Origin of the sequence: Kribbella orskensis (genome assembly GCF_004342085.1) — a bacterium.
In the GTDB taxonomy this organism is placed as follows: domain Bacteria; phylum Actinomycetota; class Actinomycetes; order Propionibacteriales; family Kribbellaceae; genus Kribbella; species Kribbella orskensis.
The window spans coordinates 1-16,344 of sequence record NZ_SLWM01000028.1; the positions used below are offsets into that span (position 1 = coordinate 1).

Consider the following 16,344-nt stretch of genomic DNA (forward strand, 5'->3'; position numbering starts at 1 on the left):
GGTGCGAATTGGACCCTAGAGAAGTCAAATTCTTCCAGTACGTAAGGGCATTCTCGCGTTCCGACCCGCTCCCTCAAACGCCCTCATCGGTGGATCGAGGCTTAGCTGAGCCGAGACGACAAAAGATCGGGCCCGCGCGCTCTGAGGGGATAGGAGCGCGGCGGGCCCGATCGGGCGGTTCGCTGAAGGAGGCGTCAGCGGACCGGGCCGGTGGCCAGTTCGATGGTCGCGGTGTGCTTGGCGCCGGTCTGGTCGATCCAGGTGACGGCTACCTTGTCGCCCGGGTGGTGCTGGTCGAGCAGGTTCGACAAAGCGTCGGCCGAGTCGACGGTCTTGCCGCCGAGCGAGGTGATCACGTCGCCCGCGGTGATGCCGGCCTCGTCGGCCTTGCCGTTGGCGAGAACGTCGTTGACGACGGCGCCCGAGGTACCGGTGGCGTTGGCGAGGACCGAGATGCCGAGCATCGGGGAGCCGCCGATGTGGACGGTCGAGGAGGAGTCGCCCTTCTCGATCTGCTGGGCGATGTCCAGTGCCTGGTTGATCGGCACTGCGAAGCCCTGCGTCGTCGTCTGGCCCTGGCCGTTGCCCTGACCCTGCCCCTGACCTTGGCCGTCGCCGAAGGGCGAGCCGTTGCCGTCGCCGAAGGGCGAGCCGTTGCCGGTGCCGTCACCCGAGGCGGTCAGCGTCGCGGTGGCAGTGGCTGAGGTCGAGCTGGGGCTGTAGGCCGTCTCGCCGGAGCCGCCCGGGGTCGGGTTGCCCGAGCCACCGGCGGTGTCGACGCCGATCACCTCACCAGCGGCGTTGGCGAGCGGTCCGCCCGAGTCGCCCGCCTGGATGTTGGCGTCGGTCTGGATCAGGCCGGTGAGGTTCTCCGGGTCGGAGCCGGACTCGTCGGTCGCGGTGATCGCCTGGTTCAGGCCGGTCACCTTGCCGGCGGCGTAGCTCGGCGTACCGCCCACTCCCCCGGCGTTGCCGATGCCGACCACCTGGTCGCCGATCGCGACCTTGGAGGAGTCACCGGTCTTGGCGGTCTGCAGCCCGGACGCGTCCTTCAGCTTCAGGACCGCGATGTCATGGGTCGCGTCGTAGCCCTCGACGCTGGCCGAGTAGGTCTTGCCGTTGCCGATGTCCACGACGGAGATCTGCGTCGCGCCCTCCACCACGTGGTGGTTGGTCAGCACCTCGCCGTCGGACGTCAGCACGATCCCGGTACCGGCGGCGCGAGCGCCCTCGAAGCCGAGCACCGTGTTCACATCGACCAGACCGGGCGAGACCTGCGCGGCCACCGCGGCCGGGTCGAGCGGCTGGGAGAGCTTGGAGCTGTTGTTCGCGTTCGACTGCTGATCGATGCCCCAGGCAACTGATCCGAGGACCAGGGCGGCGGCCACACCGAACGCCCCGATCAGCGCCGGCAACCGCCTCCGCCGCTTCGGCGGCTGGTGGTGGAACGGCATCGGCCCCCACTGTCCGCCATGAGGCTGCCCATACGGATACCCGTACGGCGCCTGCCCGTACTGCCCCTGCGCCCCGTAGTGCGGCTGACCCGGGTGCCCGTACGGCGGCTGACCCTGCTGCCCGTACTGCGGCTGACCCTGCTGCCCGTACGGCGGCTGCGCCGGCTGACCCTGCTGGCCGTACTGCGGTTGACCTTGCTGCCCGTACGGCGCCTGCCCGGGTTGACCTTGCTGCCCGTACTGCGGGTGTTCCTGCGGCTTGTAGTGCGACGGCCCGTACTGCGGCGTCCATCCCTGCTGCCGGCCCTGCTGGTTCTGCTGGTTCCCCGGCTGCTGGGGCTGCGGCGACGGCGGCGGGGTGTTCGGACCCTGTCCCTGTTGCTGCCCCGAACCCTGCCGACCGGTCTGGTCCGGCGTCGGTCCCTGCTCTCCGTCGATCTCGCTCATTCCCATTGCCTCCTCAGCGCATTTCCCTGCTGATTCGAGTAGAGCGCGGGATCCTGAGAGCACCATCGACCCGATGGAGGAATCACCTGAGAATCCACCGTGACCCGCACCACACTTGAGCCGGCCACTCTCACGGAGGTACTGCGGCGGGGTGGTCCAGCCGATCACGCTCCAGCGGCTCGGCTGCCGAGCAACAACTCGACCGCGTCCACCACGGTCCGTCGGCGGTGGGCTCGGTCGGCGGGCACCGCGCTGCCGTACTCCGGGTTCATCGTCGACCAACTCGTGGCGATCGACTGGATCAGCGACAGCAGTTCCACCGGACTGAAGTCCGCCGGGATCACTCCATCAGCCTGAGCCCGCTCCAACTCGGCGAGCCGGTCCGCGTTCACAGCCAGCACCGCCTCCAGCCGAGCCCCCTGTGGTCGCTCCAACCGGTACCAGGTGGCGAGCCGCAGATGACCCGGGTGCTCCTCGAAGTAGTCGAAGACGCGACCGGCGTACGACGGCAGGTCGTCGGCGTCGAAGCCCACCTCCTCGAGGTACGCATCGACATAGGCGGTGAACACCGCGTCGAACAACTGGTCCTTGTTGCCGTAGTACGCGTACAGCATCGCCTTGTTGCACCCGGCCACCTCGGCGATCCGGTTCACCCGGGCGCCGGCGATGCCGAGCGCGGCGAACTCCTCGGTCGCGGCCTCGAGGATCCGTTGCCTGGTCCGTCCGGCATCCCTCTGCATGGCCCGAGTCTACCAACCAACTGGTCAGTTGATTTCTCGTGTCGAGCGAGGTTCCCTAGAACTATCCAACCAGTCGGTTAGTTAGTGGAGAGAGATCATGAGCAAGACCTGGCTCATCACCGGCAGTTCCCGCGGCCTCGGGCGTGAGCTCACCAGGGCGGTCCTGGACAGCGGCGACCGCGTCGTCGCGACCGCGCGCAAGCCCGAGCAGCTCGACGACCTGGTGAAGGAGTACGGCGACGCCATCCGCGCGGTCGCCCTCGACGTCACCGACGCCGAGGCGGCCCGGGGCGCGGTACAGACCGCGATCGACGAGTTCGGCGGCCTGGACGTGGTCGCGAACAACGCCGGCTACGCGAACAGCGCGCCGATCGAGGAGACCACCGACGAGGACTTCCGCGCGCAGGTCGAGACCAACTTGTACGGCGTCGTCAACGTCACCAAGGCCGCCCTGCCGGTGTTCCGCAAGCAGCGCTCAGGCCACTTCCTGCAGTTCTCGTCGGTCGGCGGACGCGTCGGCGGCACCCCGGGAATGGGCGCGTACCAGACCGCGAAGTTCGCCGTCGAAGGCTTCTCGGAGGTGCTCAACAACGAGGTCAAGCCGTTCGGCGTCAAGGTGACGATCATCGAGCCGGGCGCCTTCCGCACCGACTGGGGCGGCTCGTCCATGACCATTTCGCCGGTCGGCGAGGACTACGAGTCGACCGTCGGCGAGCTCAACCGGTACCGCGTGAGCGTCGACGGCAAGCAGCCGGGCGATCCCGCCCAGGCAGCCAGAGCCGTCGTCGACATCGCCGCGCTGGACGAGCCGCCGCTACGACTGCTGCTCGGCAAGGACGCCCTGGAGCACGCCGATCGCGCCTCCCGGTCCCGCGCCGACGAGGCCGCCCGGTGGGCCCCCGTCAGCACCTCGACGGACTACGAGCGATCGGCTAGAAACCCGTCAATGAAGGCGTTCACCTCGTCCGGGCATTCCAGCGCGGCGAGGTGAGCGGCCTTCTCCAGTACGACGAATCGCGCGCCGGGGATCGCCTCGGCCATCGTCCGGGACTCTTCGACCGGGAAGGTGGCAACCTCCGACGCAGGACACTAACGACGCAGGGAGGCGATGGTGTCCGCGAGCAGGTCGATGCCTTCGACAACGGCCGGCTCGGTCAGCCCGCCGTACCCGAAGACGAGACCCTCAGGACCGGCATTCTGCACCCAATAGGGCTTCAGGCCGTAGACGCCGAGCCCACGTTCCCGTGCGGCCTGGGTCACCGCGCTCTCGGACACGTCCGCCGGCAGCCAGGCCATCACGTGCAGCCCGGCCGAGACCCCGATCGGTTCGAGGTCGGGCAGCCGCTCGGCCAGCCGGCCGACCAGGGCGTCGCGCAACCGCCGGTACCGCGGTCGCATCCGGCGCAGGTGCCGGTCGAACTCGCCGCGCGCGACGAAGTCGGCGAAGGTCAACTGGTCGAGCACCGGCGAGCCGCGGTCGTCCACGATCTTGGCGGCCGCCATCGGCTCGACCAGCCGGGCCGGCAGGATCAGCCAGCCGAGCCGGAGCCCCGGCGCCAGCGTCTTGCTCGCGGTCCCCGCGTAGACCACCCGATCCGGCGCGAGCCCTTGCATCGCGCCGATCGGCTCGCGGTCGTACCGGTACTCCGCGTCGTAGTCGTCCTCGATGATCAACGCATCGCGCCGCGCGGCCCACTCGACCAGCGCCGCCCTTGTCTCGGCCGAGGTGACCGCGCCGGTCGGAAACTGATGCGCGGCAGTCACCAGTACTGCGTCCGCTCCGGACCGCTCAAGTGCCCCCACATCCAGGCCGGACTCCAGCACCGGTACTCCGACGGCCTCGAGCCCGGCGGCGGTCGCAACCTCTCGCAGTTCGTTGTCCGACGGGTCCTCGACTGCGAGCCGCTTGTACCCGGAGGCGGCGAGCACCTGGAGGAGCAACCGCGATCCCTGCGCGAATCCGTTGCAGACCAACATGTTCTCGGGTCGAGCCGAGGTGCCGCGGACCCGGTTGAGGTAGTCGGAAAGCGCCGTTCGCAACTCGTCGGCACCCCGGCCGTCCAGGTACGCGAAACTCAGGTGCGGAGTCTCGTTCAGCACCCGCCGGATCGAGCGCAGCCAGGCGGCTCGCGGGAACTGCGAGACATCGGGACGGCTGTACTTGAAGTCGATCCTCGGCGGACCGGTCGGCGCCGGTTTCTCCTTGTCCTGCGGAGATGTCCGGGCCGCCGCGGGCGCCACCTGCGTGTAGCCGCCCGTACGGCTGACGAGATACCCCTCGGCAACCAGTTGCTGGTAGGCCTCGACGACAACGCCGCGGGACAGGCCGAGGTCCGTCGCGAGCGCCCGGGTCGACGGCATCACCGTGTCCGCCCGCAGCAGGCCCTGCCGGATCCGCTCCCGGATCCCACTCTCCAACTGCTGGTGCAGCGGCACGGCCGTCTCCCGGCGGAGCTCGACCAACAGCTCCCCGGAACCGGAATTGGTCCTGGATCGGCTCATGGAACTGGACCTTATCCGGGTACCGCTTCGCTGTCATGGTCGTGAGTGCCAAGACTTTTCCAGCAGAGGGGCAAGCTCATGACCGCCATCCAGCTCCAGACCGAGACCCTGATCCTGATCCGCGACGGCGAGCCCGGCTACGACGAGGCCCGGAGCGTCTGGAACGCGATGGTCGACCGCCGCCCGGCCGCGATCGCCAGGTGCCACACCACCGCCGACGTCGCCGCCGCGGTCCGGTACGGACGCCGGCACGACCTGGAGATCGGCGTGCGGTGCGGTGGGCACAGCATCGCCGGCCACGCCGTACCGGACGGCGGTCTGATGATCGACCTCACCCCGATGAGCGAGGTCTGGGTCGACCCCGACCGGCGGCTCGCCTGGGTCCAGGGCGGCGCCCTGCTGGGCGAGTTGGATCGCGCCGCGCAGCAGCACGGTCTGGCGACCACCGCGGGCAACGTCTCCCACACCGGGGTCGGTGGCCTCACCCTGGGTGGCGGCATGGGCTGGCTGGCCCGGCAGTTCGGCCTCGCCTGCGACAACGTCGTCCGCTACGAGATGGTGACCGCGACCGGCGACATCGTCTACGCCAGCGCGACGGAGAACCCGGACCTCTTCTGGGGTCTGCGCGGTGGTGGCGGCAACTTCGGCATCGTCACCTCGTTCGAGTTCCGGCTGCACGCCATCGGCACCCGCGCACTCATCGCCGAATTCACCTACCCCGCCGCCGAGAGCTTCGCCGTACTGCGGGCCTGGCGCGAGCTGAACGCGACCGCTCCGCGGCAGGCGACCTTCACCGCGAGCATCCGCGGCGACGGGATCACCGTGGGCTTCGTCTGGGTCGGCGACCTGGCCGGGCGCGAGCAGTTGCTGCAGGCCTTCGACGGCCTCGGCCAGGTCGTTGCCAAGAGCATCGAGGAGATTCCCTACCTGACCTTGCAGAGCCGCGACGACAGCATCCAGGGGCACCGGTACCGCCGCTACTGGAAGGGCCACTACTTCAAGGCCCTCACGGACGACGCGATCCGGGCACTGCTGCGGAACCCCGGTGTCGGTGCGAGCCTGCAGGCCTACGGCGGCGCCATCTCCGACGTATCGGACGAGGCGGCAGCGTTCAGCCAGCGGGACACGCTGTTCGAGTTCGTCACCGCGACCCGGTGGGAGGACCCGGCCGACGACGAGGAGCGGATCGCCACGATCCGCGTGTACGCCGCCACGCTCGACCAATACGCCGGGGGCGCGTACCTCAACACCCTGAACGGCGAGAGCGTGCGCCGGGCCTTCCCGCCCGCGAAACTGGCCCGCCTGACCGCGCTGAAGACCACCTGGGACCCCCACAACACCTTCCACCTGAACCAGAACATCAAGCCGGCGTAGCCGCTCCGAGGCGAGTGGTGAGGGTGCGGACGTGGTCGATCAGTTCGGGTGGCGACTCCACCTGGAAGTCGAAGCCGAGCAGGCCGACGTAGAGGGTGAGTTCGTCGAGGGAGTTCGAGCCGGTGGAGAGGATGCAGGTCGTGGCGTCGACCGGCTCGACCGTGCCGATCGTGTTGGCGATCCGGTCGGCGATCTGCTCGGCGGGCGCACGCATCAGGAAGCGAGCCTGATAGCGATACGCGCCCGAGGCGACTCCCCGAGTGGTCTCATCGAGCTCCGGCGCCTGCCGAGGTATGAAGCGTGGACCGGTGGGGATTCGGGGATCGAGCCGGTCCAGGCGGAACGTTCGCCAGTCCTCGCGGTCCAGGTCCCAGGCCACCAAGTACCACCGTCGCCCGGTGTGGACCAGGCGATGCGGCTCCGTAGTACGGACTGTGGAGGTGCCGTCGTGACTGCGGTAGTCGAAGCGGAGGCGCTGGTGATCGCGGCAAGCGGCCGCGACGGCCATCACCACGTCGGGCGCCACCGAGGCCCCGGCAGTCGGAGTCACCGCGACCGACTGGAGCAGGCGGACCCGGTGGCGCAGTCGCGAGGGCAGGACCTGCTCGAGCTTCGTCAGGGCGCGCACCGACGACTCCTCGATGCCCGAGACGCTCCCGGTCGCGGCGGCCCGTAGTCCGATCGCGACGGCGACCGCCTCCTCGTCGTCGAGCAGGAGCGGCGGCAGGGCCACACCGGCACCCAGGCGATAGCCGGCCACCCCGGGTACGGCGTCGACGGGGTAGCCGAGGTTGCGGAGTTTGTCGACGTCGCGGCGGACGGTCCGTACGCCGACGCCGAGTTCCTCCGCGAGCGCGGTACCACTCCAGTCGCGCGGAGACTGCAGCAGGGAGAGCAGTTTGAGCAGTCGCGCCGAGGTCTCCAACATGTTCCACAGTCTGCCATCCAGCTAGGACTGAAGCTGTCCTAACCGGGTGACAGAGTGGGAGACATGATCAAGCCATTCGTCATCGACATCCCGCAGAGCACTCTCGACGATCTCCAGGACCGGCTCGCCGCCGCGCGACTCCCGGCCGCACTGCCCGGCGACGACTGGGACACCGGCGCCCCGGTCGCTTGGCTGTCCGAAATGGTCGAGTACTGGCGGACCGGCTACGACTGGCGAGCCGCCGAGAAGCAGTTGAACGACTTCCCGCAGTACACGACCGAGATCGATGGTCAGCGGATCCACTTCCTGCACGTGAAATCGGCTGAGCCGGACGCGCTGCCGTTGATGCTGACCCACGGCTGGCCGGGGTCGATCGTGGAGTTCCTCGACCTGATCGGCCCGCTGACCGACCCCGCGTCGTACGGCGGGGAGGCGGCGGATGCCTTCCATGTGGTGATCCCGTCATTGCCGGGATTCGGATTCTCCGGGCCCACGAGTGACGGTGGCTGGACCACTGACCGGACCGGCCGGGCCTGGGCGGAGCTGATGAACCGCCTCGGCTACGACCGCTACGCCGTACAGGGTGGTGACATCGGCGCGACCGTCTCGGCCGAGGTGGGACGGGTGGATCGCGAGCACGTGATCGGCGTTCACACGAACGGCGGGCCTGGTCCGATCGCGCCGTACCCGATGCCGGCCGAGGAGCTGGCGAGCCTGTCGCCGATCGAGCAGGACCGGGTCGCGCGGATCAACGCGTTCATGCAGGAGGAGTTCGGTTACGTCGCGATCCAGTCGACGCGTCCGCAGACGCTCGCCTACGGGTTGGTCGACTCGCCCGTCGGGCAGCTCGCCTGGATCATGGACAAGTTCCGCGAGTGGACCCACCCGCGCGCAACGTTGCCGGACGCAATCATCGACCGGGACCGGCTGCTCACCAACGTGATGCTCTACTGGCTCACCGGCACGGCCGGCACCGCCGCGTACGTCGGCTACGCACAGGCAGCACCGTGGGGCGTGACGAAGGAGAACTCCGGCGTCCCCACCGCCGCCCTCATCCTTGCCCACGACGTAGCCATCCGCCGCTACGTCGAACAGGAGAACACCATCACCCGCTGGACCGATGTACCCCGAGGCGGCCACTTCGCCGCCCTCGAGGAGCCGGCCCTCCTGACCAGCGACATCCGCGAGTTCTTCCGCGACCTTCGCTAGTCCGTGATCGGAATACCGAGAGCGCGCAGGATGTAGAACGGCAATACCTCACCTGGATCACGACGAGATGACCGGGCAACGACAATTCGTCGCCCGGTCATCCGTCAGGAGCCGCGTGGGGAGGACTACCGGCGTTCGAGGATGACGATGGGGATCTGGCGGTCGGTCTTGGTGGTGTAGGTGTCGTAGTCCGGCCAGATCTCGGTCATCAGCGGCCAGATCCGGGCGCGCTCCTCGTCGGTGGCGACGCGAGCGTGGGCGGCGAAGCGGTCGGCCTTGATCTGGACCTTGACGTCCGGGTCGGCCTCGAGGTTGAAGTGCCACGCGGGATGGGCGTCGGCGCCGCCGGCGGAGGAGACGATCGCGTAACCACCGTCGACCTCGCGGTAGATCAGCGGGTTCTTCCGCTCCACGCCGGACTTGCGGCCGATCGTGGTGAGGATGAGGATGTGCGCGCCGTGGTCGCCCCAGTCGTAGCCGACCTCGCCGTCGGTCTCCTCGTAGCGGTTGACGTGCTCCTGTCCGTACAGCATCGAATCTCCTTGCTCACGCGGGTAGTTAATGCCTTCAACAGTCGCACCGTACCCAGATGTTCCCGGCCGTGAACACTCAGCGACGGGTCGGTACGGAGACCCGGGTGAGGTCCTCGGCGACCACGATCTCGCCGTCGAACTCGGCCGCGGCCTCCTCGTGGAAGCGCTCCGGCTCGGTGTAGCGCTGGGAGAAGTGGGTCAGGACGAGCTTGCGGACCCCGCACTCCTGCGCCACCCGGGCGGCCTGCCGCGCGGTCAGGTGACCGAAGCGCTTGGCCAGTTCCCGCTCCGAGGACAGGTACGTCGACTCGATCACCAGCAGGTCCGCGCCGTCGGCCAGCCGGAACACCCCGTCGCAGAGCCGGGTGTCCATCACGAACGCGAACCGCTGACCGGGCCGCGGTTCGCTCACCTGCTCGATGGTCACCGTGCGCCCGTCCACCTCCAGCGATCCCGCCTGCTGCAGGCGACCCACCGCCGGCCCGGCCACGCCGTACTGCGCCAGCCGGTCCGGGAGCATCCGCCGGCCGTCGGGCTCGACCAGCTGGTACCCGAACGACTCGACCGGGTGCTCCAGCCGCCTGGCCCACAACTGGCCGAACGGCCCGACCGAGAGCAGGCCCTCCTCTTCGACCGGCTCCTCCCGGACCTCGGCCCGCTCGAAGAACGACGCGGCGTACCGGAGCCGGGTGAAGTATTCCTGACCGGACGCCGGGTAGTGCGCGTGCACAGGATGCTGCACATCGTCGAGCGACAACCGCTGGATCACCCCCGGTACTCCGAGGCAGTGGTCGCCGTGGAAGTGCGTGACGCACAACCGGGTGATCGCCCCGGCCGAGACCCCGGCGTACAGCATCTGCCGTTGGGTCCCCTCGCCCGGATCGAACAGGAAGCCGTCGCTGTCCCAACGCAGGAAGTACCCGTTCTGGCTGCGCTCCCGCGACGCCACCTGACTCCCGGTGCCAAGGACGACCAGTTCGCGCACGGACCTCAGGTTAGTGCAGCAGCTTGGAAAGCCTTGAGGAAGTATGCGACGTGGCCCTGGTCCCAGATCAGCGGCGGGCGGATCTTGAGGACGGTCCCGCCTGGTCCGGTGGTGCCGACGAAGACGCCCTGTTCGCGCAGTCGTTCGGCCAGGTCGGCTGCGGTCAGCGGGGCCTCCGGCGGGACCTCGACCCCGACCATCAGGCCCTGGCCGCGAACGCGGGCCGCCGGGTGCAGCCTGGGCGCGAGGTCGGCGAGGCCGGCCGACAACTCCGCGCCGATCCGGCCGGACTGTTCGACCAGGCCGTTCTGCTCGATCACGTCCAGCACGGTCAGCGCGGCGACGCAGGACACCGGATTGCCGGCGAAGGTGCTGAAGAACTCGTCGATCGCGATGAACTGCTCGACGATCTCCCGCCGGGTGATCAGGGCGGCGATCGGGTGCCCGTTGCCCATCGGCTTGCCCAGCGTGACGAAGTCGGGTGTCAGGCCGAAGTCGGTGAACCGCCAGAGATTGCGACCGCCACGGCCGAATCCCGCCTGCACCTCGTCGGCGAGGAACAGCCCGCCGAGCGCATGGGTCTCGTCCTGCAGACCGCGCATGAACCGTCCGGTCGGCGTGAGGATCCCCGCGCTGCTGAACACGGAGTCGACGGCGAGCAACGCCACGTCCTGACCGGCCCGGCGCAACTCGTCATGTGCCAGCCGGACCCGCCGGCCGGCCTCGACCCCACTGGGTTGCTGCCCGTCCGCATCCAGCCGCGGCGCGTCGAAGACCGCAACGTGCGCTGGACGTGCCGACGGCGGGTACGTGTTGGTCGACCAAGCGGCCGTCGCCTCGCTGACCCCGTGGTACGCGAGATCGGCGACCATCACTCCGGACCGGCCGGTGACGACTCGGGCCATCCGCCACGCGAGGTCGTTGGCCTCGCTGCCCGAGTTGACGAAGACACAGGTGTCCAAGCCCAGCGGCATCGATGCAGTGAGCCGCTCCGCGAGCTCGACGGCGTTGGGGTGCAGGTAGCGGGAGTTGATGTTCAGTACCGCGGCCTGGCGCGAGATCGCCTGGACCACCGCCGGGTGAGCATGGCCGACGACGGGAACGTTGTTGTAGGCATCGAGATAGCGACGCCCGTCCGCGGTGTGCACCCAGGCCCCGGCAGCCCGGACCACCTGGAGCGGTTCGCGGTAGAACAGGGGCGACAGCTGCCCGCCCAGGGCGGCACCCCGGCGCTTCGACAGCGACGGATCCAGACGCTGGGCGGACTCCACCCGGGAGGTCCCGCAGAGCCGGTGGAAGCGATCCGCGAGCTCGGTGGCATCCATCCCCGCCAGCAGATCGAGTCCGTGCCAGCTGCCGGCCACCAGGCTCGTCAGGTATTCGTAGTTGTCGGGATAGAGCGGAGCCCGCCACGCCGACATGAGCACGCTCGCGGCCATCCGGGCGAGCACCAGCTCACCGATCAGCTCGACTTCCTCCGGCTCGAGCGGCAACACCCGCTGATAGGCATCGAGGAACGCGGCGGCCGCGGGCCACGGATCGGCGGACTCCCGCAGCAGCGAGGTCAGGCTGATCGCGAGATCGGCCACCCGGGCGGTGTGGTGCATGTCGCCGAAGTCGATCACTCCGGAGATCCCGTCCGCGTCGAGCAGCACGTTGCTCAAGGTCACGTCACCGTGCAGCACGAACGCCGGCAGCCGCTTGGTCGCCTCCTCCAAGCCCTCGAAGCGATCCAGCAGCTTCTCCATCGGGGCCCGGCGGTTCGCGTCGGGTAGCTGCTGCGCGAACGGCCGCAGTGCGGTCACCAGCCGGGGATCCCAGTCCAGCCGTCGATCGGCCGACGGGTGACCGAAGCCCTGGAGCGCACGAGCAAGCCGCGCGCAGACCTCACCGAAGTCGGTGGCGAACCGGTCCGGCAGAACCGCGAGATCGCCGACCGCACCCGGCATCACCGTCATCACCCGGACCTGGTGCACCCGGCCGTCGTCGGCCTTCAGCGTCACCACCTGCTCGCCGTCCACGGTGTCGACGATCCGCGGGATCGGGAGACCGGGATCGACCAGCGCGACATGGCGCATCGCCGCGCTCTCCATCGCGATCTGGCCGGGATCGTCGCCGGAGTTGGACACCTTCAGCACCAGTTGCCGGCCGTCGTCGGCGACGGCCAGGAAGTTCAGGTCGCGCTCGCTCCGCAGCGCCTGCAACTCGGCGTCGATCCCGTACTGCGCGCGCAGGAACCCCGCGGCGGTGGCCAGGTCGACCTCGGGTGGTTCCTCGACCAGGCTGGACGTCTGTCCCACGGTCTGGTTCACGGTGTCTCCTCGAAAGACTGGGGTGGTGGGGTGGGCGAGGAATTGAATGACTGGGGTGGTGGGGTGGGCGAGGAATCAAATACAGCGCGGCTTCCTCCCCGGAAGACCAGCGGTTCGGGGCTCACGACGTACTCCAGGTTCCCACTGGCGCTGATCCGGAAGGGAGCGTCGTGTCCGGGGCAGACGACATCGGCGAGTCCGGCGACCCGCTCGACCGACGCATCCGCCTTGGCCGCGTCGTACGGGCGACCCGACGCGCGGCCGGCCCGCAGTACTGCGGCAGTGGGCACGGCGTCACCGGTGAGCACGGTGGTTCCGGCGTCGGTGGTCACAGCGAGGCCGATCGAGCCAGGGGTGTGCCCGGGCAGCTCGAGCACCTCGACGCCGGGGATCAGCTCGTCGCCCTCCCCCGTCGACTGGACGTCCAGCCCGTCGAGCACTGCCTTCGCCCAGCGGGGCGTGCCGAGGTCCTTGGCGGGTGGCGCGTCCAGGTTGCGCAGCTCGTCCGCGTGCAGCAGCACCCGGGCCTGCCGGAAGAAGTCGGCATTCTGCAGGTGGTCCCAGTGGCCGTGGGACAGGACGACGGTGTCGATATCGGCCGGCTCGAGTCCACGAGCAGACATTGCCTCCAGCAACATCCGGCGCCGGCCGGCATGGCCGCAGTCGAACAGCACTCGCCCGGCCTCGCTCTCGACCAGGTGGACGGAGCAGAAGGCCGGATTGCCCTGGTCGGTGTTCAGCGAGTAGCCGTTGAGCAAGGTGGTGAGCGTCGGTGTCATCCGCTCCCTCGTCGCAGTGATTCCTGATCAGGAGAGTGACCCTGGTCAGGAGGTGGAGCAGCAGCGCCCCGCGCCTTCTATGAGCACGCACGGCCCGGGGCGCTGCTGGTTCAGGGGAGGACGAGCGGACCGGCGTCGATCAGCAGCGATGGAACCACGATGCTCTCCATGAAGGTCTGGTCGCAGCGCTCGCGTACGGCGCCGACCCCGAGGATCGCGTTCATCACGTCGTCCATCTTGAAGGTGAAGCGCAGCTGCGGGTGCCAGCCGACGAGCTTGCCGTCCTCGGCCCAGTACGTCGCGTCGCGGGTCGTCCCGGTGACCAGGGTCTCCTTCGGGTGCAGCACCCGCAGGTAGTCGAGCCGGTTCACCACGAGCCCACTGCCGACCTCGGCGAGCAACTCGTCCTCGGTGGACTCGCCGGGCGCCAGCAACAGGTGCGACGGGACCGGGTCGCCGCCGAACCGCCAGCCGTCCGGTACCGCGTGGCCGGTCGGCACGCCGCCGGTCAGTCCGGCCCGGCGCTGGTCGGAGACGACGCCGGTGAGCACGCCCTTGTCGATCAGCGTGGTCCTGCGCCGAACGTTGCCCTCGGCATCGAACCCGCTGGGCAGTCCGTCGGCATCGCAACCGTCGTCGACCAGGGTGATCAGCTCGCTGGTGATCTTCTCGCCGAGACGGCCCGCGACCAGCGACCGTCCGGTGGCGTAGGCGTTCGCGCCCAGGACCGCGTACCCGTAGGTGGCGATCAGGCTGTTGACGGCCTGCGGCTTCAGCAGCACCCGGCAGGTGCCGTGGTGGGCGTCCACCGAGGGCAGCGGAGTCAGCGCCTCCCGCAACCGGCCGGGAATCTCCTCGATCGGGATCTGGTCGGCGTCGCGGTGCAGCAGCTTGACGCTCGCGGATCGCCCGTCCTGCTTGGCGATCGCCTGGATCGAGGCCTTGGTCAACGTCTCGGCGCGGAACAGCCCGGTCGAGTCGGCCACTACCCGGTCCATCACGTCGTACCGGATGGCGCCGCCGAGTTTCATGTCGGAGTCGAGGCCGGCCCGGACCGTGTTGAACCACTGGTGGCGGACAGCCGGATCAGACTCCAGCACCGACTGAGCGGGGACAATCTCAGGCGTGGCAGGCGCTGTGCTGCCGGAGTTCGTCCCTGACGGTGACTCCGGGGCGTTGCTCGAGGTGGCCGGGAGGTCGGCCAGGGCCGCGGAGAGGCGGTCGGCGAGGGTGCGGACCGCGTCGGGATCGAGGGTCTCCAGCGAACCGGCGGCCGCCCGGCCGTCGCGGTTGATCCGGACCCGGACCCGGAGCCTGCGCTCGCTGTGCTGGGCGGTGATCTCCGACTCGGCGTAGCGGAGCAGGTCCGCGTTCTCTCCGAGGATGTCGAGCCGGGTGCCGTCGCCGAGGATCTCCAGCGCCCGGGCGACCTCTGCCTGATCGATGCTCATCGTCCCACCTGCACATTCTGGAAGCGTCCGGGTACGGTGCCGTGGCCGACGTGGGCCACCTGCAGGGGCTCGCCCTTGTTGCAGGACGGGACGCCGTGCACCTTCCACTCGTCCGGCCCGCCGAGGGCGTCGAGCTCGGCCCAGAACTGCGGCGTGACGCCCTGGTACGTGCAGTTCTTCAGCATCCGGCCGATCTTGCCGTCGCGGATCTCCCAGCCCATCTCGGTCTGGAACCGGAACGACATCCGCTGGTCGTCGATCGAGAAGCCCCGGTTGGTGTCCACCAGGATGCCGCGCTTGGTGCCGGCGATCATCTCGGCCAGCGAGGACTCGCCCGGCTCGAGGCAGATGTTGGTCATCCGGACCAGCGGCAGCCGCTGCCAGCCGTCGGCGCGGGACGCCCCGGTCGGTTCGTCGCCGAGCGCCGCCGCGGACTCGCGCCCGGACATGTAGCCCTGGAAGATGCCGTCCTTCACCAGTTGGGTGCGCTGGGCCGGCACGCCCTCGTCGTCGTACGCGTAGGAGCCGAGCGCGCCCGGGATGGTCGCGTCGGCGTACGCCGAGACGATCTCCGATCCCCAGCGGAAGTTGCCACGGCGCTCGGGGGTCGCATAGGTGCCACCGGCCAGGCTGGCCTCGGTGCCGAGGGCGCGGTCGGCCTCCATCGGGTGGCCGGCGCACTCGTGCAGCACCATCGCCAGCTGGTTGCTACCGGCAACAAGTGTGGTGACCTCGTCGGGGCACTGCGGCGCGGTCAGCAGCGCGACCGCCTCCGAGGCGACCCGGGCCGCGTTCTCCGGCAGGCCGATCGCCAGCACGTGCTCCCAGCCGGCCGTGGCGAAGTCGCCGCGGTGACCGCGGATCTGGCGCGGCACCCCCTGCGGGAAGGAGCGGCGCTGGACGTCGTTGCCGTCGCCGGCGTTGACCATCAGGCCGCCGCCGCTCTCGGTCAGGGTCTGCTCGATCAGCGCGCCCTCGGTGTTCGCGAACACCTTCTCGTCGCGGTAGAAGTCGACCGACGCCTCGACCTGCTGGACCAGCGGACCCGCGGTCGACGCCTCTTTCACGGTGGCGGACAGCAGGTCGAGCTTGGTGGACAGCGGGACGAGGAACGGGTCGGCCTCCATCGGCGACGACCAGGTGGCGCGCGTCGTCACGGGCTGCCCCAGCGCGACGTGACCGCCGCCACCGGCGGCGCGGGCCTGGCCGACGGCCTGGGCGATGACGGCGTCGATCCCTTGCGGGTCGAGCCGGTGCGTCGCCGCGAAGCCCCAGTGGCCGCCGATCACGACGCGCAGGCCGAGGCCGAGAGAGTCGTCGTAGCCGACCTCACCCGGGCCGTCGAGCTCGACCAGCACCAGTTCGTGGGTCCGCCGGACCACCCGGACATCGCCGTACCGGACGTCGGAGGGGAGCAGTGCGAGCACGGTCTCCGCGGTGTCGCGCATCATTGGGGCCTCCTCAGTGGGCGGGAGTCAGCAATCACGTCTGGATCCTCCGAATCGTCTGGCCGGGCAGCTCGGAACCGACTGTAGCAGATACTACGAGATTACTGAATAGCGTTGTGTTCACTACAAGACACCTTCCGGACATGCGCCGGCCCCGCACGGACTGGGATCCACGTGCGGGG

General features: G+C 69.4%; 13 protein-coding genes. 3 read left to right on the forward strand and 10 right to left on the reverse strand.

Going from position 1 to position 16,344, the window contains the following annotated elements; genetic code table 11:
• Positions 1 to 194: 194 nt before the first annotated feature.
• Both EV644_RS38700 and EV644_RS38705 read right to left on the reverse strand, forming a co-directional pair.
• Complete coding sequence (locus EV644_RS38700; RefSeq protein WP_132195756.1) at positions 195 to 1,901, reverse strand: S1C family serine protease; 1,707 nt, start codon at positions 1,899 to 1,901, stop codon at positions 195 to 197.
• Positions 1,902 to 2,065: 164 nt separating this feature from the next.
• Positions 2,066 to 2,641: a TetR family transcriptional regulator gene (locus EV644_RS38705; protein WP_132195758.1), complete on the reverse strand. Its 576-nt coding sequence runs from the start codon at positions 2,639 to 2,641 to the stop codon at positions 2,066 to 2,068.
• A 97-nt stretch (positions 2,642 to 2,738) separates the two neighbouring features.
• On the opposite strand from EV644_RS38705, the gene EV644_RS38710 reads away from it, so the two are divergent.
• Positions 2,739 to 3,632 (forward strand): oxidoreductase, encoded by an 894-nt coding sequence (locus tag EV644_RS38710; protein ID WP_132195760.1) that lies wholly within the window; start codon positions 2,739 to 2,741, stop codon positions 3,630 to 3,632.
• 98 nt (positions 3,633 to 3,730) lie between these two features.
• Here EV644_RS38710 and pdxR read toward each other — a convergent pair whose 3' ends face one another.
• Entirely contained in the window at positions 3,731 to 5,143 is a 1,413-nt protein-coding gene (gene pdxR / locus EV644_RS38715) for a MocR-like pyridoxine biosynthesis transcription factor PdxR (protein ID WP_132195762.1), read from the reverse strand.
• Between the two features lie 78 nt (positions 5,144 to 5,221).
• On the opposite strand from pdxR, the gene EV644_RS38720 reads away from it, so the two are divergent.
• Complete coding sequence (locus EV644_RS38720; RefSeq protein ID WP_132195764.1) at positions 5,222 to 6,517, forward strand: FAD-binding oxidoreductase; 1,296 nt, start codon at positions 5,222 to 5,224, stop codon at positions 6,515 to 6,517.
• Here the strand turns inward: EV644_RS38720 and EV644_RS38725 are convergent.
• On the reverse strand, positions 6,504 to 7,445 hold the full coding sequence (locus EV644_RS38725; protein WP_132195766.1) for a helix-turn-helix transcriptional regulator: 942 nt from the start codon (positions 7,443 to 7,445) through the stop codon (positions 6,504 to 6,506). The genes EV644_RS38720 and EV644_RS38725 overlap by 14 nt on opposite strands.
• A 63-nt stretch (positions 7,446 to 7,508) precedes the next feature.
• Between EV644_RS38725 and EV644_RS38730 the strand changes: the two genes are divergently transcribed.
• A complete protein-coding gene (locus EV644_RS38730; RefSeq protein WP_132195768.1) occupies positions 7,509 to 8,654 on the forward strand; it encodes an epoxide hydrolase family protein in 1,146 nt (381 codons plus the stop codon).
• Positions 8,655 to 8,779: 125 nt separating this feature from the next.
• Here EV644_RS38730 and EV644_RS38735 read toward each other — a convergent pair whose 3' ends face one another.
• The 6 genes from EV644_RS38735 to EV644_RS38760 all read right to left on the reverse strand — a co-directional run bounded on the left by EV644_RS38735 (position 8,780) and on the right by EV644_RS38760 (position 16,165).
• Positions 8,780 to 9,187 (reverse strand): nitroreductase family deazaflavin-dependent oxidoreductase, encoded by a 408-nt coding sequence (locus EV644_RS38735; RefSeq protein WP_132195770.1) that lies wholly within the window; start codon positions 9,185 to 9,187, stop codon positions 8,780 to 8,782.
• Between the two features lie 76 nt (positions 9,188 to 9,263).
• Positions 9,264 to 10,172, reverse strand: coding sequence for a ribonuclease Z (locus tag EV644_RS38740; protein ID WP_132195772.1), 909 nt, complete (start codon positions 10,170 to 10,172; stop codon positions 9,264 to 9,266).
• Between the two features lie 5 nt (positions 10,173 to 10,177).
• Positions 10,178 to 12,484: an aminotransferase class III-fold pyridoxal phosphate-dependent enzyme gene (locus tag EV644_RS38745; protein ID WP_132195774.1), complete on the reverse strand. Its 2,307-nt coding sequence runs from the start codon at positions 12,482 to 12,484 to the stop codon at positions 10,178 to 10,180.
• Complete coding sequence (locus tag EV644_RS38750) at positions 12,481 to 13,263, reverse strand: MBL fold metallo-hydrolase (protein ID WP_132195776.1); 783 nt, start codon at positions 13,261 to 13,263, stop codon at positions 12,481 to 12,483. The genes EV644_RS38745 and EV644_RS38750 overlap by 4 nt, the downstream gene beginning before the upstream one ends.
• Positions 13,264 to 13,373: 110 nt before the next feature.
• The gene (locus EV644_RS38755; protein ID WP_132195778.1) at positions 13,374 to 14,714 is read right to left on the reverse strand and encodes a metallopeptidase TldD-related protein; all 1,341 of its coding nucleotides are present in this window, start codon (positions 14,712 to 14,714) and stop codon (positions 13,374 to 13,376) included.
• Complete coding sequence (locus tag EV644_RS38760; protein ID WP_132195780.1) at positions 14,711 to 16,165, reverse strand: TldD/PmbA family protein; 1,455 nt, start codon at positions 16,163 to 16,165, stop codon at positions 14,711 to 14,713. The genes EV644_RS38755 and EV644_RS38760 overlap by 4 nt, the downstream gene beginning before the upstream one ends.
• Between the last annotated feature and the right edge of the window lie 179 nt (positions 16,166 to 16,344).